We start from the raw sequence: 24,817 nt of genomic DNA on the forward strand, positions 1-24,817 counted from the left end.
TTGTGAACCCGCCCCTACATTATGGCAATGAAGGTAATTAAACTATGCAAAGTATCAAAATCAACTCTTATGTAGATAAAGATGGGATGCTACATTTAGATATCCCGGTAGATGTGCAAGAGTCCGTAGGGGCGGGTTCACAGATATGCTCAATCATTGACGATAATATCGCTAAACCCGCCCCTACTGCTTGTGAGAAATGCGCGTTAAGTAATTGTGCAAATTGGCAGATGTTTATTTAACTAAGTTGTTTATTGCTAAACTTTCTTGACACTATTAGGATAGATTTTTTCCTAGAGAGCTAGTCTGTAAATATTGTTGCTATATTCTGATATTTAATTGCGCCGACCTCTTTCAATGGATAATTAAAGTCTCACTCTTCACTAAATTATATGGGTTTTAATTCCGCATTATATACATCCATTGCTAATCGTATTGCCACGACTCCCGAAAAGCGAATTACGTTTGCTGAATATATGGATACAGTTTTATACCATCCCGAATATGGTTACTACTCCAGCAATACAGACAAACTAGGTTTTAAAGATGGTGACTTTTTTACATCTGTGCATTTAGGTAATGACTTTGGCGAATTACTAGCAGTACAATTTCTGCAAATGTGGGAGATTTTAGGAAAACCTAAAAGCTTTAATTTGGTAGAAATGGGAGCAGGACAAGGACTTTTAGCATCGCATATTCTTAATTATTATCAGCAGCATCACCCAGAATTTTTAGCTGTACTGCAATATTTAATTATTGAAAAGTCACCCACCCTTAAACAAGAACAACAGCAACGCTTACAAAATTTCTCCGTGCAATGGTGCAATTTAGCAGACATCCCATCTAATTCCATTACAGGTTGCTTTTTTTCTAATGAATTAGTCGATGCTTTCCCAGTGCATCAGTTTATTTTTGAGGCGGGGGAGTTGCGTGAGGTTTATGTGACAACGCGCAGTCAAGAGAATAAGGACGCAGGGGAGCAGGAGAACAAGATAGGATTTGTCGAAGTTACAGGAGAACTGTCTACTCCCAGGTTGGCGGAATATTGGGATTTGGTGGGTATTGATTTGCGCCAGAATAATTACCCCGATGGGTATCGTAGTGAAATTAATTTAGCGGCTTTAGACTGGTTGAGTATAGTGGCAGACCGCTTGCGGTGCGGGTATGTGTTAACAATTGATTATGGCTACCCTGCCAGCCGTTACTATAACCCCAGGCGATCGCAAGGAACCTTACAGTGCTATTATCAGCATCGCCACCATGACAACCCTTATGTCAACATCGGAGCGCAAGATATTACAGCCCATGTTGATTTTACCGCTTTGGAACGATGGGGCGATCGCTGCGGATTAGATAAAGTAGGTTTTACTCAACAGGGATTATTTTTAATGGCATTAGGGTTGGGAAACCGGATTTCTGCCCTTTCCGAGCAAGAAAAGTCCATTTCTCAGCTATTACGGCGGCGAGAATCTCTCCACGAACTCCTCAACCCCTTAGGATTAGGCGGCTTTGGGGTGTTAGTTCAAAGCAAAGGCTTAACAGAAACAGAAATTTCTCAACCGCTAACAGGCTTAATTGTGCCAGAGTAAAAGTAGGCGAAAAGTTAAAACTCTATTAATGCTGTACTAGTCTCAGTTGACTAAGGTAACACTGTAACAGTGACAACTAAAAACCTAAGGAAACGAGGAATTATGAATACCCATGATTTGTTAATGCTAGTGACACTACTTGCCCCCGGTATCTTACTATCTGTTGTCATTTTGGTGACATTTGCCGCAGGTGGCTAATTACAGCAGTTTTCATGCATTTGAACCACAATCGTAGTAGGGGCACGGCACCAGTAAGATTATTGTATATATTGAGAAGATTGTGGATGCCGTGCCCCTACAGTGTGGTCTATTTACCTGAAAATTGCTGTAAAAGAAGACAGAAGACATCACTGTTAACTGTTAACTGTTAACTGTACGCGATTAATCGATAATAAAAACGCGAAGTCTCACACAGGCTTCGCCTAAGCTGTACGAAAGGAACTAAACATGAAGGTGGCATTTCTGGGAACTGGACTGATGGGACTACCAATGGCGCAAAGGCTATTGGCAGCAAATATAGAGTTAGTTGCCTACAACCGCACCCCAGAAAAATTAGCACCACTACAAGCAGCTGGTGCTGAAATCGCAACAGAACCCCGCTATGCAATTCGCGCTGCTGATTGCATTATCCTTATGCTGACAAATGCTGCTGCTATTTATAGCGTGTTGCTTTCAGATACTTCTTGGCGCGCACTTTCCGGACGCACCGTCATCCAAATGGGCACAATCACCCCTACAGAAAGCCTAGAAATTAGAGATGCTGTTGTCTCCGCAGGTGGTGAATATATTGAAGCACCAGTTTTAGGCAGTATACCCGAAGCCCAAGCTGGCAAACTAATTCTCATGGTAGGCGCTCGCGAAGACCAATTTCAACGCCACTTGAGTTTATTGCAAAACTTTGGACCTGAACCTCGTTTAGTCGGGCCTGTGGGTGCTGGCGCATCAGTTAAACTAGCTTTAAATCAACTAATAGCTGCCCTGACAACTAGTTTTTCTTTGAGTTTGGCTTTTATTCAACGTCAACATATTGACGTAGAAAAGTTTATGGAAATCCTGCGAGAAAGTGCCCTTTACGCCCCTACTTTTGATAAAAAGCTATCACGAATGTTAGATGGTAACTTTGCCAATCCGAATTTTCCCACCAAACATTTGTTGAAAGATACAGACTTATTTATCAATGAAGCCAAAGCTGCGGAATTAGATGTTAGTAGTATTAAAGGTGTCAGGCAAATATTGCAATCAGCGATGAAAATGTCATTTGCCAATGATGATTATTCATCGGTGTTTTATGCCATCAAAGCTTGGGAAGAGGGGCGCTGGGAGTAAATAGGGAAGTTAACAGCGTGCGATCGCCTAAAATTACACTAAATTACACTATTGGGTAAAATATTCATGACCTATGGTAAATTATCAACGCGATCGCATCCTCCCAACCAGCGCTGAACTCCCATGTTCAGATGATACGCCTGTGGATAATGTAGACCAGAATTTTATCCCCAACTTACTGTCGAGCCTAAACTCAATTCTTCTCAAAATTACTCTTCTTCGCCTCCTCTGCGGTTCCTTACCTTAACCTTTTGCTCAAAAATGAACTAATTTTTGCATAAAATTTCTTTAATTGTACGCTTCCATGTACAACTAATTTGTTTGATGTCTTTGCAGCAATAGTGACCTACTCCAAAATTTTCCTCATACATTTGCTGCTTCTCGTTACTATAGTCAAGGGCATATTCCACTTGCCATCCTTGCTTAATAAGACCCATTGTAACGAGACCAATCCCTGCAAAAAAGTCTGCTGCTGTTTTTTCAAGTTTCATTTGCTCTATTTTTATAAAGAATTTTCAATATAAAAAATGAAATTTCAACTATTTTATAGCCTAAATGTCTTTAGCGGCTAAATATTCTTGAAGACTAATATAAGAGAACGAGTAAATACCTCTTGCTCTCTCAACCAATAAACCATGATGAGATTGAATATATTTAAGAATCGCAGTGCTATCAATTCCAGCTTTGTTGAAACTTTTATTCCCCTCATCTAAACTTAAAATATATTCGCGAATCTGCTCCTCAATAGCTGATTGTAGAAATAAGTATTCACCTTTATACAAATAATTTTTTGCTAGATTACTCAATAATTCTGCTGTCTGGCTTACAGGAATTTGCTGACACATAGCATCGCGTTGAATATGAAGCTGGTTATCCCACTGTTGAAGCAAAATATCTAATGCTTCTTGATAAATTGCTGATGTATTTAAGTTAAAATTTGCTCTATCTTCAAAAACTAAACAGAGAAAAGTTAATAATAAAGGATTAGTAGCTAGTGATTTCAAGGATTGATTTTGTCGCAGATTGTATAAAAAATCTTCAGATTGGATCGCGGCTTTATCCTGAAACCATTGAATAGCAAACTGGGTAATCTGCTGTTCATCAAAATCAGCAATTTCTACTTCTGTGAACTGCTCAAAAATATAATTCTGTGCTGCAACTCGACAGGTAATTACAAAAGAATTGGCAGAAAATCGGGTTGTAAACTGGCGAATTTCCAGCAAAATTCGGTTATAGTCCCTATCCCTAACTCGATCTAAACCATCTAATAAAACTACCGCTTGTCCTTGAGTCAGAAGAGTTAGCGCCGCATTGGGTGTAGTCACACCGCAATCTTCAAACTGTTCTGTAATATACTCTAGTAAAGTGGGTTGCTCTTTTATCTGTGCAAAGTCGTTGAGTTCAATAAATATAGGAATGCGATCGCCTTTATACTCACCCAAGTTACACTGAATAGCCAGCCACTTTAAAAATATCGTCTTCCCGCTTCCCGGTTTCCCCAAAATCATCAATTTATCGTAGCCTTCTACAGCTTCTATCGCTGGTAAGCGCGGTTGTTGGAGAACACCCAAGTTAAAACAGTTAAACTTTGTTGGATCGAAATCCCTGACTATCTCCCCAATTTCCAGCCTTCTGCGTCCAGTGATTCGCTCCCAAATGTAAACAGGAGTGTAGATATTATCCAACCTTCGGGGCTTTTCCATATCCAGCACCCGCATCACCCCACAACGCCGTTGAATGCTGTTATGGACTTTTTCGCGGACATTCTGTACCAAAACTTGAATTTGGCTGACACTAGCTGATGCTTCTTCCTCTGGGAACGATGAAGGCTTGACAATCTCTTCCCAATTTAAATTAAGCTTCTCGCAAATTGTCACGAAAATATAGCGATCAACAGCTTTACCTTGAAAAAACTTAGTCACCGGCTGACGACTAATTCCTAATTCTCCCGCTAACCCCTGCTGCGTCAAAGAATTGCGGATTAGCGCAGCTTCAGCCTTACTAATTCCCTTAGCCGATGCTTGAAGCGATCGCCTACTCATTACCCCTACATCAAAGCATTTTGTTAATTATATAACTATTTTCCCAGAAAATCATACCTATCTCATACAAAAGTCATACATAAGTCATGCCTAAGAATGATTGTAAAACATGCATAAGAGTGCGAATCTAGAGATCTAGGTATTTGACATCTCTTACATGAAGAAGTGAAATATTATGTTACGCGATCGGTTTAGGAGGGATTATGAGCGGGATTAACGTCACCATTGATGCTCCTTCCGGAAAACATATTATGCAGCAAGCACTAGAGAAAATCGCCGGAGAATTTCAGGATTATCTCAATTCACTACAACCAGAGGAAATTAAATGTTTAGCTGAACGGTTAACGCCAACTAATATCAAGCCAAAATATTCCCAAGCCGAAATAGACTTTGCAGCCAAACTTGGCGCAGAGCAAATTAGCGATGAAGAACGTAGCCGCTTAGAACTGGCTACCCTCACAAGAAATTTTAGATGGAGACAAGAATTACTTAAATCGTCATTAACGGCACCACAAGTAGCCGATTTACTGAATACAACTCGTCAGACACCACACGATCGCTTAAAAAAGAATAGCTTAATTGCTGTTCAAGATAACGGAGTCTGGAAATTTCCCACCTGGCAATTCGATCCTGAGGGGCCAGATGGAGTAGTCACTGGGCTACCAGATGTCCTCAAAGCCCTAAAAGTTCCTGCTTTCTCCAAAATTAGCTGGTTAACTCGACCCAATAGAGGTTTAAATGGTTTAACACCCATAGAAGCCTTAAAATTTGGTCAAGTAGACGATGTCATTGCCGAAGCTAGGACAGTGGGCGTCTTGTAATCTTGTTATTAAAAAATGATCGATAAAATTAACGCGGAGACGCGGGGAATTAATCTTCCCTGCGTCTCTGTTTCTGTTTAAGGGTTTCAGCCCCTAAATTGATTTATCAGGTTCTCCCCACTGCTCCCTACCCCCTGCTCCCTACCCCCTGCTCCCTTTCCTCTTCCTTGACTCTTGCCTAAGTATAAATCCTGCCAAAAAAGCAAATCAGTGCCGGCTAAAAGTTACACAAACTACAGTTAAATTGCTAAAAATGTCCGGAAACACGTAGCTAATACATGAAATTTGCAGTAGATATAGTTGTAATGTACTAGTCCAGCACAGCAGAAATGCAGCTAATATTCAAGATATGTAAAAAAGCTACGTAATCAGCTTGGTGAATTTTGAATTTAGTATGGCGGCTGTAGTTTACCGATGCAGTCAAATTCTGCAAGTTCAATCAAAGGCTGAATTATCAAGGATACAAGATGAAGTCAAAGCTAAAGCTATTCTGCTTTTAAGTTGCACAATCCATCGTGAAGGCTGTTGACAGTTGACAGTTGACGGTTGACGGTTGACGGTTCACAGTCTGTAGGGGCGGGTTTTTTGAGATACTCATGTCGAAGACAGATATTTCGGTTAAACCCGCCCGTACAACAAGAGCAATGGAATATTTTTTTACTTAGAAGTCCCTTAGTCAATTTTTCAGGAGGTAAAACACCTCACCAAAGACAATCTGGTTTTGTATTGTTTTTTTTATTCACAGGAACTTTCATCTTTGATCCTTTATCGTTCATCCTTATTCGGTCAAGCATTTCTAATTTCTCCGTCAACTAGATGAGGAGTGACAAGGTGGTTAAACTAATTGTCCCGCCACCTCGCTTTGGCAGGCCAAAACCAAAATTTCATACCTTAAAAAAGGGTACGGAAATGTTCAGAATTTTCCGGACAGATTTTGGTACGACTGCTCTAAGTTTCCGCTTTTGGGGCCCACTTTACCGCTTCGATCATCATCGTGGGAAATTAGGTAAAGTTTCCTACGAACCTCTAGATTATCACCAACCAGACAATGACAAAGAGCGCGGTATCTATTACCTTGCACCAAAAATTTCCAGTTGTTTAGTAGAAATTTTTGGCGATGTTGGTTGTATTGAAATTACCGATCAGCAAATTGCGATCGTTACAGCCACAAGGGATTTAAAATTATTAGATCTACGTGGTGATGGTGCAATGCGCGCTGGTGCGAATGAAGCCACTCTAGCAAAAACCGAAAAGCGTGGTCTTAGCCAAGCTTGGTCACGTTATTTTTATGAGCAGTCAGCAATTTACTCCCAAATGCATGGATTAATTTATTACAATGCTCATAATAATGAAGAAGCGATCGCAATTTACGAGCGTGCCGAACATTTCTTCACCTGTAAACCAGAAAATATCTTACCCCTAAGACACGAATTATTACGAGGCGTAATTTTAAAAGCAGCCGAGGACAATAATTTAGAAGTAATTCCTTATTGGTAATTAGTCAGTTGTCAGTAGGGGCGGGTTTATGGGAAATCGTTATGGATATTTGAGGATATCTGTGAACCCGCCCGTACAGTTGTCCTGACTTTTCACGGGAAGTCCTCAAGCCTCCAAAAAGCGTGGCTTTTTCCACAGGCTTATTCTCAATAACTCTGAGTTAATGAAAATAGCAAACGGAGAAATCAGGGCTTGGGAAACCATCAAAATGACCTTTTCCACATGCCGTGAAAAGTCAGTACAGTTGTCAGCTGTTATTAGCAAATATGAAATTACCCACAACATCGTGTTTTTGTTGGTAATATATATTAATTTTTTTACCATCAATTCCCGTAGGATCGGGGTCTCCCCGCCCTTTTCTTGACGATAATTTATATATCGCTATGATTAATTAAATTTGTAGAAAAATTATGATTAGCAAATCAAATCAAGAACCAAATAACAACCAAATTTCGCGGGAAGCAGTAGACTGGATACTCAGACGAATTACTCACATCCCGAACAATTGGTTAATTATCAGTAGTATTTTTATCTTACTCAGCACCATTCAAATTACTGCCGATGAAAAATTAACTTTTAAATTTCAAGTAACTAACACAACAGCTATTTTCTCAGCTTTAATTTGGCTCCCATCTTTGCTAAAAATTGTAGCTTTAACTGGAGGTGCAATCAAAACACCAGCAGGAGAAATTACAGGCTCTAGTATGATGCCAATGCTACAGTCATTAACTGGAGATACCCTAGGATTTTTAATTGAACATACTAAATTAGCAGAAGATGTAGCACCACCACAACAGCAGCTAGAAATGCGACAAATGCGCCATGAATGGCAAAAAGCTTATGCATCAACAGTTCCTTCATCGGAAGCGAGAAAACAAATTGAAAGCTTAAGTCAACGTTATAAAGAACTGAGAAATTCTCTACCACCAGGCGCAAAACGTACATTTGAAATGGAATCTATTACTGGTAGAATGCGTGCGCTGGCTTCGGAAGTTAATTTTTCCGAACCAGAGGTAAATAATCTACTCAAATCTAACGACCAAGGTAAGCGATTACTAGGACTTTCGGTCACCGAATGGTCTGGAGATGCGAATTATTTTTATGCCGTGTTAAATATAATTAATAATTCGGAAACTGCTTTTGAACAGACTTGTGCATTGCGTGCTGTAGAAAAGATGGTGATAAAACTTAATAATCAGCAGAAACAAGACTTACACTCAGTGCTGGTACATCAACGCAATTATAATGAAGCAGAAAAATGCTGGATTAGACCTAATTCTAACCGTTGGGCGTTGAGCGATCGCATTTTGACAGCCTTAGAAGCGTAATTTAATTATTAAATTTTTTAACGCGCCTCTAGCTTGGCGATTCGCGTCTCCAACTTGTTAACTTGTTGCTTGAGTTCAACTACTAAAGTTCCAAGACGATCAAACATTTTATCACGTTCTGTCTGTGATAAACTTCTGCCAGATCCACTTGAAGTTCTAGGCGTCAGAGTTGTTCTTGGCGATGGAGACACCCTAGTTTGACCAAGTTGAAACTGCAACTGATTTAACTGCAACTGGACGCGATTTAAATCAGCTTCTAGGTTATTAATTCGCGATTCCACTTGTTGTGATGAAGCAGTATTAGATAATAGTCCTAACCAAAGTACAAGTGCAAAAATTCCTGCCAAAAATAATCTTTTAAACATTATTACTTTCTCCCTTGGGTAAGTAGATAGTAGAAAAAATTACTATCAACTACCCTTGACGTATTTTCTTACATTGATTCTCCCTTTTATTCGGCTTTATTTATTAGATTTTAGGTTAGAAAAAAGCCTCTCCCAATCGATAGATTTAACCTCATTTTCTCCAGCTTTAACTTCAAATGTCAGATTAGTAGCTTGTGCTTGTTTTAACGCTTCTACACAAATTGCAGCAACATCTTCACGGCTAATTTTACCGCGAATATTATCGCCTTGCTCCAAAATTAATTCCTTTCCACCAGATTCTTCAGTTAACGCACAAGGTCGAATAATTGTGTAAGGAATTCCGCTATTTCTTAAACTTTCTTCGCCATGAAATTTCCAAGTTAAAATTCCGCCTAATTGATCATTTAATCTCACGGCTGGCGGTTCTTCATCAAGATTAATACCAGGACGACCGGGACGAGTTACACCTGCGGAACTAACTAAGATAAACTTAGGTAAAGTTGCGCCACTATAAGCTTTAATTGACTCCACTTGTAAAGTGAATCCCCCAGGCGAAAAATGTGGATTTAATGCGCCATCATATTCAAATTTACTCAACATCAATTGCAATGAGCAAACTCTGCTACTATCAATTGCTGGTGCATCATTCACAACCTTGGCGCGAAATACAGGAATAAAATCTTTAAAAGGAATGCGAATATTTATCCAGGTATTAGCTACCGTATCAAAAGAATAACTATAACCAATTCCATCCCATTTCCCATCAGTTCGCAAAAATAATTTATAACGTTTACCATCGCCTCTAACACGCAGTTCCACACCTTCGTAGCCAACTAAATTAAAAGGTGGATCGAAATTCTTAGTTCTTACAGAAGCAAAACCACCAGAATTAGCAGTAGAGACATTACCAGCAAACAAAGCTGTATTGTCTACAAATTGCATATTACTTGCACTGACACCACCCATAACAACATCATCCAAAGCTCCCCAGATATTCCGCAATTCATCTGATGGATTGGTAAAATCAAATATTATTTTTTCAGTTGATTGAGTGAGATATGGTTTTGCAGCTTCCAGCAAATTTTTTACACCCAGATACTCTACATTTTCGGGTGTATCGCCAACAATTTCTGGCTGATAAAATTTGACTCCTTGATAATATTTAGCTCTATCTGCTGTATCCCCTTCTACAGGTTGCACTCGTACCGCCGTACAACAAATTACAGCTTGAATATTCGCCATTACAAGAGATGATAATGTTTCTGGTTTAGTAATATCTGCAACTACTAAATCAACATCATTACCCAAAATACCTCTCGCTTTCTCAATATCACGAACAAGACATCTTACCTGATATCCTCGTTCTAATAATCCCTTGACTACACGTTTACCTAAACCGCCAGTTGCGCCAGCTACTAATATTGGACTCACATTTATTCCTCCATTGGATTGATTTTTCTCCTGCTTAGGACGACCTTGGATTAACTTTTGGATGCAGTTTAAAAAAGGAATGACCTCGAAATAGGTCAAGGTTTTGATGAACCTGCCTAAGTCCCATTGAGAACGATTTTTTTCAGTCACGATTGCGCCCTCACAACTTTATTTAGTCTATAGCACTCTAATATCACTCATACCTGATTTTTGGGATATTTGAAAGATACATAAGGTAGATATCGTCTAAACAAACCATTATTTAATAGGCAACTAGCACCTTATAAGAATGCATATTTCTTTAAATTAAATCTAATGAGTATATTTAGTATTTTATATTTATGAAAACTACTCTATTTCAAATCCCCGAATTATTTTAGCCATTCAACAATTGGAACATTGTGCATTGATGTAAATCCCAAAAAACGATATTGTCAAAAATTGTAGCTTGGATTTTCCATGCCCAATGCCCCATGCCCAATAATGCCCAATGCCCATTTCCCCATGACTAACTATTTCCGTTCAAATGTTGATGCAATGGCTAGCTATGTACCTGGCGAACAACCACCGCGAGGTACGCCAATAATCAAGCTGAATAGTAATGAAAACCCTTATCCTCCCTCACCTGCGGCTTTAGCAGTTTTGCGGAATATCGATGGCGAATGGTTACGGCGCTATCCTGAACCATTTGGCGGCGAATTTCGCCAAGCTGCTGGTAAAGTTTTGGGCATTCCTAGCGATTGGATTATTGTGGGTAATGGTAGCGATGAAGTTTTAAGCATCGTCATACGTGCTTGTACTGAATCAGGACGTAAAGTAGTCTACCCTATGCCTACTTATGTGCTATATCGCACATTAACTGAGATGCAAGCGGCAGATATTCTAGAAATTCCTTACAAAGATAATTACAGCCTACCTGTAGAAGAAATTATTGCTGCTGATGGTGCAGTAACTTTTATTGCCTCTCCTAATAGTCCATCTGGACATGTAGTCCCATCTGAAGATTTGCACAAATTAGCCAGTGCGTTATCTGGGGTTTTAGTCATTGACGAGGCTTATGTAGATTTTGCCACAGAAAATGCTTTAGATTTAGTCCGGGAATATAAAAACGTTATTTTAATTCGCACGCTTTCCAAAGGTTACTCTTTAGCTGGATTGCGCTTGGGATTTGGGATAGCAAATCCCCAATTATTGTCTGGGTTGTTTAAAGTCAAAGATAGTTATAACATTGATGCGATCGCCTGTGCAGTTGCAACTGCTGCAATTACCGACCAAGATTATAAAAATGCTTGTGTAGCTAAAATTACAGCCTCCAAAATTCAGCTAACAGGCGATTTAAAAAAATTAGGTTTTATCGTTTGGGATTCCCAAGCTAATTTTTTACTAGTCCAGCCGCCGCAAGGAAATGCAGAATACCTCTATCAAAAAATGAAGGAACAACAAATTCTCATCCGCTATTTCAAACAACCAGGATTAGAGGATAAATTACGCATTTCTATTGGCACTGATGAGCAGAATCAAACTTTGGTACAAGCTTTGACTAGTTTGCTCAAAGCAGGATAAAAATTGAAATGTTTGCAAATACATTTGTCATTAACTTGGCTATTGATAAAAAATATAGCTGAATATTTATTGTCTGTAGTGGATCGACACAGCTAAAATGATGCAATAGATTTTTGTGAAAAGTGAGATAAATCAATACTTTCTGCTTTATTCTTAATGCACAACTTTAGGCGTGTCGATCCAGTAGGGTGTGTTATGCCGCAGGCTAACGCACCTTGAGATATTAATGCTTCATCGGTTCGTTATTCTAAGCGTAAAAACTTAAGATAACCTTATGATACTTCCGGTAAGCTGACAACAGGCTGTGAAGTCTCGTTTATCACCCATTCCATCTACATGGTATTATCCATGAAGTGTGTGTATTATGCCAGATTAGGATAAAATATTCAAGGCTCTAGTATTATTTCATTAATACAACTGTGGTTGAGGCTGTTAATTTAGATAGGATCAATTTTAACACCATCAAATTATCTAGTATAAATACTTAAGCTAATATGGTAAAATATAAAACAAACTAAGTAAAAATATATAAATGATAAGACTTGCTGATTTTATGGTATGAGGGTTTGTAAAATCTCATACTTTGAACAATATAATGATCGGTTATTATATGAGCGTATGAGTAAGTTCAGCCGTATGGTACACCATAATTGTAGACATACCATAGTTTTTGGTGCCGCTCTACAATATTTGCCATATGCGAATAACAGACAACTATGCACAATCTGCAAGTTATTTACATCTGTTTTTAGCTGAACTCATCGCTCCTTGTTGAAACTTACGTGACCCACATGACTATTTACGTTGGAAATCTCTCCTACCGCGCTACCGAAGCGGACTTAAGAGCAGTATTTACAGATTATGGCGAAGTCAAAAGGGTAGTTTTGCCTACCGATCGCGAAACAGGCAGGCTGCGGGGCTTTGCATTTGTTGATATGACTGAGGATGCCCAAGAAGACGCTGCTATCACAGAATTAGATGGGGCAGAATGGATGGGGCGTCAACTCAGAGTCAATAAAGCCAAACCACGAGAAGATAACCGACGAGGTAGCTGGGAGAAAAAACAAGAAATATAAAAACTGTGAAATACAATAATAACAAATTGTTTTCTAGTTATGCAAGACATTAGTCAGTGAAATTTACTAGAAACAATCCACAATCTAATAACTCACTAGAATTAAACCCGGCTAGTTAGGATGAGTAGGCAAATCTCACAGCTAGTCGGTTTTTCGCATGGGTAACTGGGAATTAGGGGCTAGGCGCTAGGGGCTAGAGGCTAGAGGCTAGAGGCTAGGGAATAGGGATGAAAAATATTACTTCCGCCTTTAGGTGATTTTCCGGAGATTGACTAGCTAGGAAAATAGGGGATAGGGATTAGGTGCTAAAGACTAGTGAGGAAAAATTTTCACGCTAGGTTGTGGCAAACTGGGCGTGAATGGCTAGCAGCAAAATCAGGTATCGCGATTTGGGAAGAAGTATTTTTTTCCTTGCCCATTTCTTTAGTTTATCTAAAAACAAATATAAGTTATGAAATTCCCTTTCTAAGATAGAGGCAGCTACAACGATCGATAGCCATAAGTCCTAGGGAGAACAACGCAATGGCTCAAGCGCCTGAATCTTTAAATTTGTCTCAAAAGGAAGCTGAAGATAAGACTTTAGATAGAGATTGTACAACTTTATCTCGTCACGTCTTACAGCAATGTCAAAGTTTTTCCGCCCAAGCACAGGATTTGAGCGCCCTAATGAATCGGATTGGTTTGGCAGGAAAACTCATAGCCCGTCACCTCAGCCGTGCGGGATTAATGGAAGGTGTATTGGGATTCACTGGAGATGTCAATGTTCAAGGTGAATCTGTCAAAAAGATGGACGTTTACGCCAATGACGTATTCATTGCTGTATTTAAGCAAAGCGGCTTAGTTTGTCGCTTAGCTTCTGAGGAAATGGATAAACCTTATTATATTCCCGAAAATTGTCCTATTGGGCGTTATACCTTGTTGTATGACCCAATTGATGGCTCATCGAATACTGATACCAATCTCAGCTTAGGTTCGATTTTTTCCATTCGCCAGCAGGAAGGTGACGATATTGATGGTAAGGCTACTGACTTGCTCGCACATGGACGCAAGCAACTGGCCGCAGGTTACATACTTTATGGCCCTAGCACGATGCTGGTCTATACTATAGGTAAAGGAGTTCACTCATTTACCCTCGATCCCAGCTTGGGTGAGTTTATTCTCACGGAAGAAAATATCAAAATTCCTAATCACGGTTCGGTATATAGCGTGAATGAAGGGAATTTTTGGCAGTGGGAAGAATCTATTCGGGAATATATCCGCTATGTCCACCGTACCGAAGGTTATACGGCTCGCTATAGCGGAGCAATGGTGAGTGATATTCACAGAGTTTTGGTTCAAGGCGGAGTTTTTCTCTATCCAGGCACAATTCAAAAACCAGAAGGCAAGTTGCGCCTGCTTTATGAGACGGCTCCTTTAGCTTATGTGATTGAGCAAGCAGGAGGTCGTGCCACTACAGGATTAGTAGATATTTTAGACGTAGTACCGAAAAAGCTGCATCAACGTACACCTTTAATTATTGGTAGTAGAGAGGATGTAGCTAAGGTGGAGTCTTTTATTCAAAACGGTCACTAGTGTAAGCAGTCACTTCGGCTTTGCTCAGTGGACGGGGTTTGCCTCAGTGACGTACCTGTGACAACGTGAGTAAAAAATAATTACGGCGATTGGAAATGCACAATAGCTGTTTTGGAAGGTGAATTAAACATTATCTCAGCGGGTCGATGCGAGAAGTGATTGGCAACGCCACAATTCAAAAGTCACCATCAAACTTTGATGGGTTTTGCCAAGTTCACTGAAAAAATCCCTAACAGGAGTGAAACAAATATAGCTATGGCAACCAATCATTTACTCGAGATTAAACAATACGGTCAAAGTATCTGGATGGATAATTTGAGTCGGGACATTATTGAATCAGGTGAACTCAAAAATTTGGTTGAAAATCAAGGAATTTGTGGGATTACTTCCAATCCAGCAATTTTTGAAAAAGCGATGTCTGGCGACAAGACGCAAGGCGTCAACGCCGGTAATGTAATTTATGATGCTGATATTGAGGTTGGAGTGCGTGCTGGGTTACCCACATACAAAATTTACGAATCCTTAGCTTTTGCAGATATCCGCAATGCTTGTGATATTTTGCGCCCTGTATATGATGCTTCCGATAGACTCGATGGTTATGTGAGTATCGAAGTTCCGCCAACTATCGCCCACGATACTGAAGCGACAATCAATGAAGCCCGGCGCTATTTCCAAGAAATTGGCCGGGAAAATTTGATGATTAAAATTCCGGGTACAGCAGCTGGGTTACCAGCAGTCGAACAGGTAATAGCAGAAGGGATGAATGTTAATGTCACATTGCTGTTTTCTGTCCAAAGCTACATTAATACAGCCTGGGCATATATTCGCGGTTTAGAAAAACGTGCCAGCGAGGGTAAGGACATCAGCAAAATAGCTTCTGTAGCCAGCTTCTTCCTCAGCCGGATTGATAGCAACATTGACGCCAAAATTGATGCTAAGTTGAAAAAAGGCGTTGATGATATTGCTATTGAGGCCAAATTAAAAGCTGTGAAAGGAAAAGTAGCGATCGCAAATGCCAAGATTGCTTATCAAGAATACAAGAAAATTATCGAGAGCGATCGCTGGCAAGCCTTAGCCGCCCAGGAAGCTCAAGTACAGCGCTTACTTTGGGCTAGCACCAGCACCAAAGACCCCAACTACAACGATGTGATGTATGTCGATGAGTTGATTGGCCCGGATACCGTCAATACCTTACCACCTGCCACCATTGGCGCTTGTGCAGATCACTGCGATGTCGCCAATCGCATAGAAACAGGCATACAAGAAGCTTACAACCTGATCGATAACCTCAAAGATCCCGACATCAATATCAATATCGATACCGTCATGGAGGAATTACTCACAGAAGGGATTGATAAATTCGTCCAACCCTTCCAGTCATTAATGAACTCTTTAGAAGGGAAAGTCAAGCTATTGTCACCTGTATAGGGGCTAGGGGCTAGGGACTAGAGGCTAGGGGCTAGGGACTAGAGAATAAATGCCCAATGCCCAATGCCCCATGCCCAATGCCCAATGCCCCATACCCTATTTCATCCAACATCCCAAATCTCAAATTCCACATCCCAAATTCTTATGGTTAGTCTGTTAGAAAATCCCCTGCGCGTTGGTCTGCAACAACAAGGGATGCCCGAACCCCAAATTATCGTTATTTTCGGCGCTTCTGGTGACCTTACCTGGCGCAAACTCGTACCTGCACTTTACAAATTGCGACGGGAACGGCGTATTCCCCCAGAAACCACCATTGTCGGCGTAGCCCGTCGCGAATGGAGCCACGAGTACTTCCGCGAGCAAATGCAAAAAGGCATGGAAGAGGCTCATAGTAGTGTTGAACTAGGGGAACTCTGGCAAGACTTCTTACAAGGTCTTTTCTACTGTCCTGGTGATATAGATAAACCAGAAAGTTACCAGAAATTAAAAGATTTACTCAGCGAATTAGACGAAAAACGCGGCACCAGGGGTAACAGAATGTTCTACCTTTCTGTTGCGCCTAACTTCTTCCCTGAAGCTATTAGACAGCTAGGGGGAGCAGGAATGCTAGACGATCCCTACAAACACCGTCTAGTTATTGAAAAACCCTTTGGTAGAGACTTAGCCTCTGCTCAAAGCCTGAACAAAATCGTGCAGAAATACTGCAAAGAAAGCCAAGTTTATCGGATTGACCACTACTTAGGTAAAGAAACTGTTCAGAACTTATTGGTATTTCGCTTTGCCAATGCGATTTTTGAACCTTTGTGGAATCGTCAGTTTGTTGACCACGTCCAAATTACCGTAGCAGAAACCGTAGGAGTTGAAGACCGGGCGGGATATTACGAAAAATCCGGGGCGCTGCGGGATATGTTGCAGAATCACTTGATGCAACTGTATTGTTTAACCGCAATGGAAGCACCAAACTCAATGGATGCTGACAGTATCCGCACGGAAAAAGTTAAGGTGCTGCAAGCTACTAGATTGGCAAATGTGAATAATTTGTCCCGTTCCTCTGTACGCGGTCAATACAGCGCTGGTTGGATGAAAGGGGAACCAGTACCGGGGTATCGTAGTGAGCCAGGAGTCGATCCGAAATCGACCACACCTACTTATGTGGCGATGAAGTTCTTAGTAGATAACTGGCGCTGGCAAGGCGTGCCATTTTACCTGCGCACTGGCAAACGGATGCCGAAAAAAGTCAGTGAGATTTCCATCCATTTCCGCGAAGTTCCTTCTCGGATGTTCCCATCGGCTGCCCAACAAAGAAATGCCAACATTTTAGCGATGCGGATTCAACCGAATGAAGGTATCTCCTTGCGCTTTGATGTGAAAATGCCTGGGGCAGAATTCCGTACTCGTTCCGTGGATATGGACTTTAGCTATGGTTCCTTTGGTATCCAAGCTACTTCTGATGCCTACGATCGCCTTTTCCTTGATTGTATGATGGGCGACCAAACATTATTCACCAGAGCAGACGAAGTAGAAGCAGCTTGGCAGGTAGTGACACCAGCCCTTTCTGTTTGGGATGCACCAAGCGATCCCGCAACCATTCCCCAGTACGAAGCCGGTACCTGGGAACCAGCAGAAGCAGAACTCTTGATTAATCAAGATGGTCGTCGCTGGCGCAGACTCTAAAATTTTAGATTTTAGATTTTAGATTTTAGATTGAGGAAAGGGAAATTAGGTAATGAGTTATAGATAACTGAAAGACAATTAACAATTACCAATTACCAATTCTTAATCCAAAATCTTACATCGCCAATCCAAAATCCGTCTTGAAAAGTAACGCTCCTGCCTCGCTCTAAGCGAAGCTATGCCGTTGGCGCAGCCTATCGCAGAGAAGGCTTTACGCTGCGCTAACAGATCTAAGGAAGCCTTAGCTCCGACTTTTCGCAAAATCCAAAATCTCAAATTGACTATGACTCAAGCTCCTACGATTTTCTCACTACAGGCACCAAAGGACATTTCGCTCACAGAAATAGAAGCGGAACTGAATCAAATTTGGCAAAGTTATGGCATTGCTGGTGATGATGGTGCCCTACCAGCAGCTACCCGCGCCACGACTTTTACCTTGGTGGTTTATGAACCAGAAGAAACCCAGTACCTTTTGGCAACTTTAGGGTTTTATAGCGGGCCAATTGATGGCATTTTAGGGCCGCAAACAGAAGCAGCACTGCGAGAATTGCAGCGAAAATTCCAATTACCAGAAACTGGAACTACAACCCCAGAAACCCTGGCTGTATTGCGGGAACAATTTGCTAAAGGTCAGCGCCACGGAGTTATTGGAGATAGTTCTGCTCCTGTTTCCTATAGTGCAGATGCAGCTAGTCCCCGGATTGCTGATGAAATTGCTATCCGTAACCCGTGCCGAATTATTGCGTTGTGCCCCATTGCTGGTGAAGATGAAGGGGTGAAAGCACAAGTTTCTGCTTATTGCCCGATTCAAAAGCAATCTTCCAGTACACTTATCTGCTGTGAATACATCACTCTATCGGGAACGCCCAGCGCTTTGGAACGAATAGGGGGAATGATTCCCGCTTTGTTGATTGGTGGTTTGCCCAAGTTTCTGTGGTGGAAAGCAACACCAGACCCCAACAACCCTTTATTTAAGCGATTGGCAGCAGTTTGTAACAATGTCATCGTAGATTCTTGCAATTTCAACGAGCCAGAACACGATCTACTCAGCTTACAAGAGTTGGTAGAAAATGGTGTACCTTTAGCTGATTTGAACTGGCGGCGTTTGGCGGCATGGCAAGAATTGACAGCACAGGCTTACGATTCACCCAATCGTTGTGCGGCGCTGAAAGAAATTGACCGAGTGAATATTGATTACGAAAAAGGTAATTCTTCACAAGCTTTACTATTTTTAGGTTGGTTGGCAAGTCGCTTGCAATGGCAGCCAGTTGCCTATGAAAAAGAAAGTGGAGATTATGATATTGCCAAGATTCGCTTTGTTACGCAGGATCAAAAGCAAGTAGAAGCTGAAGTAGCAGGTGTTCCTGTTGCTGATGCGGGTGAAGTAGCAGGTGATTTAATTGCCCTGCGCTTGAGTTCTACCAATCCCAAGGCTGACTGCGGTACAGTAATTTGTACAGAAACTGGCGGTTGTATGCGGATGGAAACCCACGGTGGTGCGCAATCCGCAGGTTTATTCCAACAAGTCAGTTCACTTTCGGAACAAAAGGCAGAAGCGTTGCTGAGTCAGCAGGTGCAGCGCTGGGGTCATGAGACTCTGTTTGAAGATAGCCTGGTATTAACAGCGCAATCATTAAAGTTAGGCGTTAAGAGTTAGTTCAGCCTGAAAATTCAATAATTTAATTACCTCCAGATTTGATGATATTTTTAACTCAAATCTGGAGGTATTATATCTATTAGCAATTTGAGCTTTGTTGGGTTTCACGACCTTCTATCCAACCGACGCATTTACTATATCTTTTTGAAACGCAAAGGTACGCGGAGGTTAACGCATTCGCCGTTAGGCGTTCCCGCAGGGTAGGTACGCAGAGTTAGCGATCGCATTTTTGATTCACAACTATTTTTATGGCTTTAGTAATTGCCGGAGAGCGTAGCGGGGTGGGTAAGACAACAGTAACGCTCACCCTTTTAGCATCATTATGTCGGCGAGCGATCGCAGTCCAATCTTTTAAGGTCGGCCCAGACTATATCGATCCGATGTTTCATCAGCACGTAACTGGTCGTGCTTGTCGTAATTTAGACCCAGTATTAACTTCTGAGGCTTATGTGCAGCATTGCTTCATTGAGCATAGTCAAAGTAGTGAATATGCTCTCATAGAAGGCGTAATGGGTTTATTTGATGGCATTTCTTTAACTCAAACAAATACTGAACAACAAACAAATCAGGTAAAAGATTTTGCCAGTACAGCCCATATCGCCCGATTGCTCAATTTACCTGTGGTGTTGGTAATTGATTGCAGTCGCTTGTCTGGTTCGGTGGCGGCGATCGCACATGGTTATTGTACTTTTGATCCCAATATTAAAATAGCCGGTTTAGTTCTGAATCGCGTCGGGAGCGATCGCCATCTGAGTTTAATCAAAAATGCCCTAGAACCATTAAATTTACCAATTCTCGGCGTAATGCGGCGTCAAGATGATATCACAATTCCCGATCGCCATTTAGGTTTAGTACCAACAGCCGAACTTCCCGAACTAGATGCTGTGATTAATCGCCTGGCTGATTTGGGTGACAGTTGTTTTGACTGGGAACGCTTGTTACCACTGTTGCGGAGTGGGGATGAGGAGGACAAGGAAAAATGTTTTAGCTTGTCTAGTGAGTCTGTGGTGAGGGTTGCGGTGGCACGCGATCGCGCTTTTAATTTTTATTATCAAGATAATTTGGATTTGTTGCAAAAATTGGGCGCAGAATTGGTTTTTTGGAGTCCTTTAGCTGATAGCGAATTACCAGAAAATATTCAAGGAATATATTTTGGTGGTGGATTTCCGGAAGTTTTCGCCCAACAATTATCAGAAAATATTAGCCTGCGTAAATCAGTTAAAAATGCAATTTTGCAAGGAATACCCACAATTTCTGAATGTGGCGGATTGATGTATTTGTGCGAACAAATTATTGATTTTGCTGGGGAATCTTGGCCGATGCTAGGAGTATTACCTACAACGGCCCAAATGGGAGGACGCTTAACTTTAGGTTATCGTCGTGCAGTTGCTTTACAAGATAGTTTGCTTATAAGTTCAGGTACAAATGTTTACGGACATGAATTTCATCGTTCGCGGTTGCAAACAGCACCCAATCAACCCTTGTTTGAAACTTATCGTTACGATTGTACAGAAAATATGGGCTATGAAGGCTGGGCTTTACCTGCAAATATTCATGCTTCTTATGTTCATTTACACTGGGGCGCAAGTGTAGAGATACCCCAGCAATTTATTCATAAATGTCTGGAATTTAAAATTATAGCTGTTGACGGTTGACGGTTGACTGTTGACTGTTGACTGTTGATTAATGACTTTGTGAACTATCCACATTAATCTTTTCATTGAGTTGGCGAATTAAGCGCGATAATTCCCGAATAATATTAACTGCAATTTCCGGAGTTTCTTCAATTGCGTCATAAAGTTGTTCTTGTGTCAGTTCTAAACAATCACAAGGTTCTAAAGTTGTGGCGGAAGCAGAACGGGGTTGGGTGTCAAAAACTGCCATTTCGCCAAAGTACTTTCCTTTATCTACCTCGGCTAATTTTTTCTCACCAATGTGAACTTTGACACGACCAGATACTACAATATAGAGCGATCGCCCCTCTTCTCCTTGCCTAAAAATGGCATGATTAGCAGGAAATGACAGCTCATTCATCACAGAAGCAAGCCGCACGATAAAATCATCCCGCAATTCCTTAAAAATTGGGACTCGCCGCACAAACAATAAACGGTCAACGCTGGTCAGCATGATTGCAAGTTAAAAATCAAACATTATTTTAGGTCATCTTGCACAGGTTGTGCCCAAACTGAGCGTGAAAATAGGGGCTAGAAGTAGTTTATTTACAAGGGTAAAACTAATCGCCATACTTCAGACGCAAAGAGGATGAAGATTTTGAGATTTTAATGCTAATATCTTCTGCTTGATTTTCGTCGTCATGCCAAAAAATTTTTTCTGCACAATAGCAAAGGACAATTGTTTATAGGTGTATGTAGTTTAGGGAAAAGGTAGCTTGCCAAGAATGTTCTCCAAAGGGTATTTGAGATTATTGATATTATTCCTGGGACTATGGCTATTTTTAGAAATAGCTTCCCGAATTGGATGCGAGATTCTTTGGTTTCAGGAAGTCGGCTATCTGCAAGTCTTTTTGTTGCGATTTGTGACAAAGGGCGGTTTATGGGTAACCGTAGTCAGCATAAGCGCTGTTTATATACTAGGAAACCTGCACTTAGCACAACAGTTGAAATATCCTCAGAATCTAAAAATTGCCCAAGTTAGGCGTGAGGAAGCCGTACTGAGTAGTCAGATAAAAAACTTTCTCAGTCCGCGATATTCCAGAGGCGATGATCTTAACAGATCTAATCCGCGACAGTTGCAAACATTCAGATTACGCTGGCTGTTACCTTTAGCTTTGGGATTAAGCTTATTGGTAGGGTTGATGCTAGCTTACTATGGCCAGACGATCTGGTCTTACTCCACCACTGACCTTAACAAGGCTAGTTTAACTGTGAACGCGGTATTCCAATTAAACAACTTCTGGCAGTTAGGTAGGACAATTGTTTCCCAAATCTGGTATCTGGGTTTAGTTGGGGGAATTGCGATCGCTATTTTAATTTATCCCCGGTTTTTGCTAAATGCGATCGCCATTGTGTTGAGTGTTTTATTTGGGATGTTGCTATTCCATAATTGGGCACAGGTTTTGCAATATTTCCATGCCCAATCTTTTAACTTCTCCGACCCTTTATTTAATAAAAATATTAGCTTTTACATCTTTGCTTTACCCTTGTGGGAACTGCTGGTAATTTGGCTATTAGGCTTATTTTCATATACTCTCATTGCTGTCACTTTGAGTTATCTTTTATCAGCAGATAGTCTCAGCCAAGGTATTTTTCCAGGGTTTTCACCACCACAGCAGCGTCATTTATATGGGTTGGGTGGTGCATTTATGGTGGCTGTAGCCTTTAGCTATTTATTGAGTCGTTACGAATTAGTCTATTCCTCTCGTGGTGTAAGTTACGGTGCTAGCTATACCGATGTCGTCACACAGTTGCCAGCTTACAACATTTTGTTTGTTTTCGGACTGGCGATCGCCTTTTACCTGTTATGGCGAACAATTTTCTGGAAACCCAAATCCTACAATCAGCGATTAGTATTTTATGGACTAGGAAGTTATTTACTTTTGATAGTAGTTGCTGGTATTCTCATCCCCACTGCTGTGCAATATTTGGTAGTTGAACCTAACGAATTACAACGAGAGCAACCCTACATTCAGCGTACTATTACCGCAACTCGGCAAGCATTTAATTTAGCAGCGATCGATGCACGAACTTTTAACCCCCAAGGTGAACTAACAGAAGCCGATCTCAAAGCGAATGATTTGACAATTCGTAATATCCGCCTGTGGGATGAACAGCCACTACTCCAAACTAACCGCCAGTTACAGCAAATTCGACCATACTATCGCTTTCCTGGTGCTGATATTGACCGTTACACCTTAGAAACAGACATTAATAGTAATAGACCTGCTGCTAACCAAGATTCACCAGATTCTCAGCCAGAACCGATAACAACCACAGAACAACGACAAGTGCTAATTGCTGCCAGAGAATTAGATTACAGTGCAGTCCCCCAACAAGCGCAGACCTGGGTGAATCGTCATTTAATTTATACTCATGGTTTTGGTTTTACCCTTAGCCCTGTGAATACAGTCGGGCCAGGTGGGCTACCTGAGTATTTTGTCAAAGATATTAGCGGTGATAGCAGCGCCCTCACAACTTCCACTCAAGGCATTCGTAATAGTATCCCCATTGGTCAACCACGAATCTATTACGGGGAAATAACGAATAATTATGTAATGACTGGCACAAGAGTTAGAGAGCTAGACTACCCTAGTGGTAGCGATAATGTTTACAATACCTACGATGGAGAAGGTGGAATTACCATTGGTAACACCTGGCGGAAGTGGCTATTTGCCACATATTTGAAAGATTGGCAGATGGTGCTAACGCGAGATTTTTTACCAGAAACAAAAGTTTTATTGCGGCGAAATATTCAGCAACGAATTCGCGCGATCGCACCTTTTTTAAAATATGACAGCGACCCTTATTTAGTCGTAGCTAATGCCAATCTCAACAACAATAATTTAGATTTTCCCACAAATCAAAATTATCTTTACTGGATTGTTGATGCCTACACAATAAATAATCACTATCCCTATTCAGATATTGATGGAGATGGGATCAACTACATTCGTAATTCCGTCAAGGTTGTCATTGATGCTTACAACGGGACTGTTAACTTTTACATTGCCGATGCTAGCGATCCGATAATTGCCACTTGGGAGAAAATTTTCCCACAATTATTTAAACCCTTGAGTGCCATGCCTGCAACTCTTAAAAGTCATCTCCGCTATCCAGTAGACTTTTTTAATATTCAAGCGGAAAGGTTGATGACTTATCACATGACAGATACGCAGGTATTTTACAACCGGGAAGACCAATGGCAGATTCCTAACGAAATTTATGGCAGTAAAGCCCGTCCAGTAGAACCTTATTATTTGATTACCAGTTTACCTACTGTACCCTTTGAAGAATTTATCTTATTGCTGCCCTATACTCCTAAAGAACGGACGAATTTAATTGCTTGGTTAGCAGCGCGATCGGATGTTGAAAACTACGGTAAGTTATTTTTGTATGTTTTTCCCAAGGAACGATTAGTTTACGGCCCGGAGCAAATTGAAGCCCGAATTAATCAAGATCCCGTTATTTCTCAGCAAATCTCTCTGTGGAATCGCCAAGGTTCACGAGCAGTTCAGGGTAATCTTTTAGTCATCCCCATCGAACAATCTTTGCTTTACGTCGAGCCAATTTATTTAGAAGCGGCACAAAATAGCTTACCGACTTTAGTCAGAGTAGTTATAGCTTACGAAAACCGCATCGTCATGACTCAAACATTAGAACAGGGATTACAAGCCATCTTCCAACCACAAGTAACACCAGCCCCGCCAATTATCCGCCCAGTGGAAGAAACTCCTAGCCCGTAGTCTGATTGTGGATAAGGGGAAGGAAGGGA

General features: G+C 41.0%; 20 protein-coding genes. 15 read left to right on the plus strand and 5 right to left on the minus strand.

From position 1 onward, the window contains the following. Positions 1–44 precede the first annotated feature (44 nt). The 4 genes from H6G41_RS05110 (at position 45) to H6G41_RS05125 (ending at position 3,162) form a co-directional block, all read left to right on the plus strand. The gene (locus H6G41_RS05110; RefSeq protein WP_190744200.1) at positions 45–242 is read left to right on the plus strand and encodes a hypothetical protein; all 198 of its coding nucleotides are present in this window, start codon (positions 45–47) and stop codon (positions 240–242) included. 150 nt (positions 243–392) lie between these two features. Beyond that, the gene (locus H6G41_RS05115) at positions 393–1,589 is read left to right on the plus strand and encodes a class I SAM-dependent methyltransferase (RefSeq protein WP_190744202.1); all 1,197 of its coding nucleotides are present in this window, start codon (positions 393–395) and stop codon (positions 1,587–1,589) included. A 447-nt stretch (positions 1,590–2,036) separates the two neighbouring features. Beyond that, on the plus strand, positions 2,037–2,915 hold the full coding sequence (locus tag H6G41_RS05120) for an NAD(P)-dependent oxidoreductase (RefSeq protein ID WP_190744204.1): 879 nt from the start codon (positions 2,037–2,039) through the stop codon (positions 2,913–2,915). A 73-nt stretch (positions 2,916–2,988) separates the two neighbouring features. Continuing rightward, complete coding sequence (locus H6G41_RS05125; protein ID WP_190744522.1) at positions 2,989–3,162, plus strand: hypothetical protein; 174 nt, start codon at positions 2,989–2,991, stop codon at positions 3,160–3,162. A 19-nt stretch (positions 3,163–3,181) separates the two neighbouring features. On the opposite strand, the gene H6G41_RS05130 is transcribed toward H6G41_RS05125, so the two are convergent. Next, positions 3,182–3,406 (minus strand): DNA cytosine methyltransferase, encoded by a 225-nt coding sequence (locus tag H6G41_RS05130; protein WP_190744206.1) that lies wholly within the window; start codon positions 3,404–3,406, stop codon positions 3,182–3,184. A 60-nt stretch (positions 3,407–3,466) separates the two neighbouring features. Then, complete coding sequence (locus H6G41_RS05135; protein WP_190744208.1) at positions 3,467–4,957, minus strand: NACHT domain-containing NTPase; 1,491 nt, start codon at positions 4,955–4,957, stop codon at positions 3,467–3,469. Positions 4,958–5,160: 203 nt separating this feature from the next. Here H6G41_RS05135 and H6G41_RS05140 point away from each other — a divergent pair, with 203 nt between their 5' ends. The 3 genes from H6G41_RS05140 to H6G41_RS05150 all read left to right on the plus strand — a co-directional run bounded on the left by H6G41_RS05140 (position 5,161) and on the right by H6G41_RS05150 (position 8,603). Next, on the plus strand, positions 5,161–5,778 hold the full coding sequence (locus tag H6G41_RS05140; RefSeq protein ID WP_190744211.1) for a DUF2384 domain-containing protein: 618 nt from the start codon (positions 5,161–5,163) through the stop codon (positions 5,776–5,778). A gap of 831 nt (positions 5,779–6,609) precedes the next feature. Continuing rightward, the gene (locus tag H6G41_RS05145; protein ID WP_190744213.1) at positions 6,610–7,275 is read left to right on the plus strand and encodes an RES family NAD+ phosphorylase; all 666 of its coding nucleotides are present in this window, start codon (positions 6,610–6,612) and stop codon (positions 7,273–7,275) included. Between the two features lie 410 nt (positions 7,276–7,685). Further along, entirely contained in the window at positions 7,686–8,603 is a 918-nt protein-coding gene (locus H6G41_RS05150; RefSeq protein ID WP_190744215.1) for a hypothetical protein, read from the plus strand. 17 nt (positions 8,604–8,620) lie between these two features. Here the strand turns inward: H6G41_RS05150 and H6G41_RS05155 are convergent, their stop codons facing one another. Both H6G41_RS05155 and H6G41_RS05160 read right to left on the minus strand, forming a co-directional pair. Next, a complete protein-coding gene (locus tag H6G41_RS05155; RefSeq protein WP_190744217.1) occupies positions 8,621–8,968 on the minus strand; it encodes a hypothetical protein in 348 nt (115 codons plus the stop codon). 96 nt (positions 8,969–9,064) lie between these two features. Continuing rightward, the gene (locus tag H6G41_RS05160) at positions 9,065–10,549 is read right to left on the minus strand and encodes a CIA30 family protein (RefSeq protein ID WP_190744220.1); all 1,485 of its coding nucleotides are present in this window, start codon (positions 10,547–10,549) and stop codon (positions 9,065–9,067) included. 354 nt (positions 10,550–10,903) lie between these two features. Here H6G41_RS05160 and hisC point away from each other — a divergent pair, with 354 nt between their 5' ends. The 7 genes from hisC to H6G41_RS05195 all read left to right on the plus strand — a co-directional run bounded on the left by hisC (position 10,904) and on the right by H6G41_RS05195 (position 21,024). Further along, positions 10,904–11,962 carry a histidinol-phosphate transaminase gene (gene hisC / locus H6G41_RS05165; RefSeq protein ID WP_190744222.1) on the plus strand — a complete coding sequence of 353 codons (1,059 nt, stop codon included), beginning with the start codon at positions 10,904–10,906 and terminating at the stop codon, positions 11,960–11,962. A 791-nt stretch (positions 11,963–12,753) separates the two neighbouring features. After that, positions 12,754–13,038: an RNA-binding protein gene (locus tag H6G41_RS05170; RefSeq protein WP_190744225.1), complete on the plus strand. Its 285-nt coding sequence runs from the start codon at positions 12,754–12,756 to the stop codon at positions 13,036–13,038. A gap of 522 nt (positions 13,039–13,560) precedes the next feature. Further along, complete coding sequence (gene fbp, locus H6G41_RS05175; RefSeq protein WP_190744227.1) at positions 13,561–14,610, plus strand: class 1 fructose-bisphosphatase; 1,050 nt, start codon at positions 13,561–13,563, stop codon at positions 14,608–14,610. Positions 14,611–14,865: 255 nt separating this feature from the next. Then, a complete protein-coding gene (tal, locus tag H6G41_RS05180) occupies positions 14,866–16,038 on the plus strand; it encodes a transaldolase (protein ID WP_190744229.1) in 1,173 nt (390 codons plus the stop codon). A 144-nt stretch (positions 16,039–16,182) separates the two neighbouring features. Continuing rightward, positions 16,183–17,712: a glucose-6-phosphate dehydrogenase gene (gene zwf, locus H6G41_RS05185; RefSeq protein WP_190744502.1), complete on the plus strand. Its 1,530-nt coding sequence runs from the start codon at positions 16,183–16,185 to the stop codon at positions 17,710–17,712. 283 nt (positions 17,713–17,995) lie between these two features. Further along, positions 17,996–19,369 (plus strand): glucose-6-phosphate dehydrogenase assembly protein OpcA, encoded by a 1,374-nt coding sequence (opcA, locus tag H6G41_RS05190; RefSeq protein ID WP_190744231.1) that lies wholly within the window; start codon positions 17,996–17,998, stop codon positions 19,367–19,369. Between the two features lie 248 nt (positions 19,370–19,617). Beyond that, positions 19,618–21,024, plus strand: coding sequence for a cobyrinate a,c-diamide synthase (locus H6G41_RS05195; protein WP_190744233.1), 1,407 nt, complete (start codon positions 19,618–19,620; stop codon positions 21,022–21,024). A gap of 28 nt (positions 21,025–21,052) precedes the next feature. Here H6G41_RS05195 and H6G41_RS05200 read toward each other — a convergent pair whose 3' ends face one another. Further along, complete coding sequence (locus H6G41_RS05200) at positions 21,053–21,496, minus strand: Crp/Fnr family transcriptional regulator (protein ID WP_190744235.1); 444 nt, start codon at positions 21,494–21,496, stop codon at positions 21,053–21,055. A 271-nt stretch (positions 21,497–21,767) separates the two neighbouring features. Here H6G41_RS05200 and H6G41_RS05205 point away from each other — a divergent pair, with 271 nt between their 5' ends. After that, positions 21,768–24,788: a UPF0182 family protein gene (locus tag H6G41_RS05205; protein WP_190744504.1), complete on the plus strand. Its 3,021-nt coding sequence runs from the start codon at positions 21,768–21,770 to the stop codon at positions 24,786–24,788. Positions 24,789–24,817 lie beyond the last annotated feature (29 nt).

Origin of the sequence: Tolypothrix sp. FACHB-123 (assembly GCF_014697075.1) — a bacterium.
Classification (GTDB): Bacteria; Cyanobacteriota; Cyanobacteriia; order Cyanobacteriales; family Nostocaceae; genus Aulosira.

Excerpts from the sequence above, each read along its gene's own strand:
- tal (WP_190744229.1), top strand. The coding sequence starts at position 14,866 with ATGGCAACCAATCATTTACTCGAGATTAAACAATACGGTCAAAGTATC.
- H6G41_RS05115 (WP_190744202.1), top strand. The coding sequence starts at position 393 with ATGGGTTTTAATTCCGCATTATATACATCCATTGCTAATCGTATTGCC.
- H6G41_RS05195 (WP_190744233.1), top strand. The coding sequence starts at position 19,618 with ATGGCTTTAGTAATTGCCGGAGAGCGTAGCGGGGTGGGTAAGACAACA.
- H6G41_RS05135 (WP_190744208.1), bottom strand. The coding sequence starts at position 4,957 with ATGAGTAGGCGATCGCTTCAAGCATCGGCTAAGGGAATTAGTAAGGCT.
- fbp (WP_190744227.1), top strand. The coding sequence starts at position 13,561 with ATGGCTCAAGCGCCTGAATCTTTAAATTTGTCTCAAAAGGAAGCTGAA.
- H6G41_RS05150 (WP_190744215.1), top strand. The coding sequence starts at position 7,686 with ATGATTAGCAAATCAAATCAAGAACCAAATAACAACCAAATTTCGCGG.
- H6G41_RS05205 (WP_190744504.1), top strand. The coding sequence starts at position 21,768 with ATGTTCTCCAAAGGGTATTTGAGATTATTGATATTATTCCTGGGACTA.
- H6G41_RS05125 (WP_190744522.1), top strand. The coding sequence starts at position 2,989 with ATGGTAAATTATCAACGCGATCGCATCCTCCCAACCAGCGCTGAACTC.
- H6G41_RS05120 (WP_190744204.1), top strand. The coding sequence starts at position 2,037 with ATGAAGGTGGCATTTCTGGGAACTGGACTGATGGGACTACCAATGGCG.
- hisC (WP_190744222.1), top strand. The coding sequence starts at position 10,904 with ATGACTAACTATTTCCGTTCAAATGTTGATGCAATGGCTAGCTATGTA.
- H6G41_RS05110 (WP_190744200.1), top strand. The coding sequence starts at position 45 with ATGCAAAGTATCAAAATCAACTCTTATGTAGATAAAGATGGGATGCTA.
- H6G41_RS05130 (WP_190744206.1), bottom strand. The coding sequence starts at position 3,406 with ATGAAACTTGAAAAAACAGCAGCAGACTTTTTTGCAGGGATTGGTCTC.
- zwf (WP_190744502.1), top strand. The coding sequence starts at position 16,183 with ATGGTTAGTCTGTTAGAAAATCCCCTGCGCGTTGGTCTGCAACAACAA.
- H6G41_RS05155 (WP_190744217.1), bottom strand. The coding sequence starts at position 8,968 with ATGTTTAAAAGATTATTTTTGGCAGGAATTTTTGCACTTGTACTTTGG.
- H6G41_RS05140 (WP_190744211.1), top strand. The coding sequence starts at position 5,161 with ATGAGCGGGATTAACGTCACCATTGATGCTCCTTCCGGAAAACATATT.
- opcA (WP_190744231.1), top strand. The coding sequence starts at position 17,996 with ATGACTCAAGCTCCTACGATTTTCTCACTACAGGCACCAAAGGACATT.
- H6G41_RS05200 (WP_190744235.1), bottom strand. The coding sequence starts at position 21,496 with ATGCTGACCAGCGTTGACCGTTTATTGTTTGTGCGGCGAGTCCCAATT.
- H6G41_RS05170 (WP_190744225.1), top strand. The coding sequence starts at position 12,754 with ATGACTATTTACGTTGGAAATCTCTCCTACCGCGCTACCGAAGCGGAC.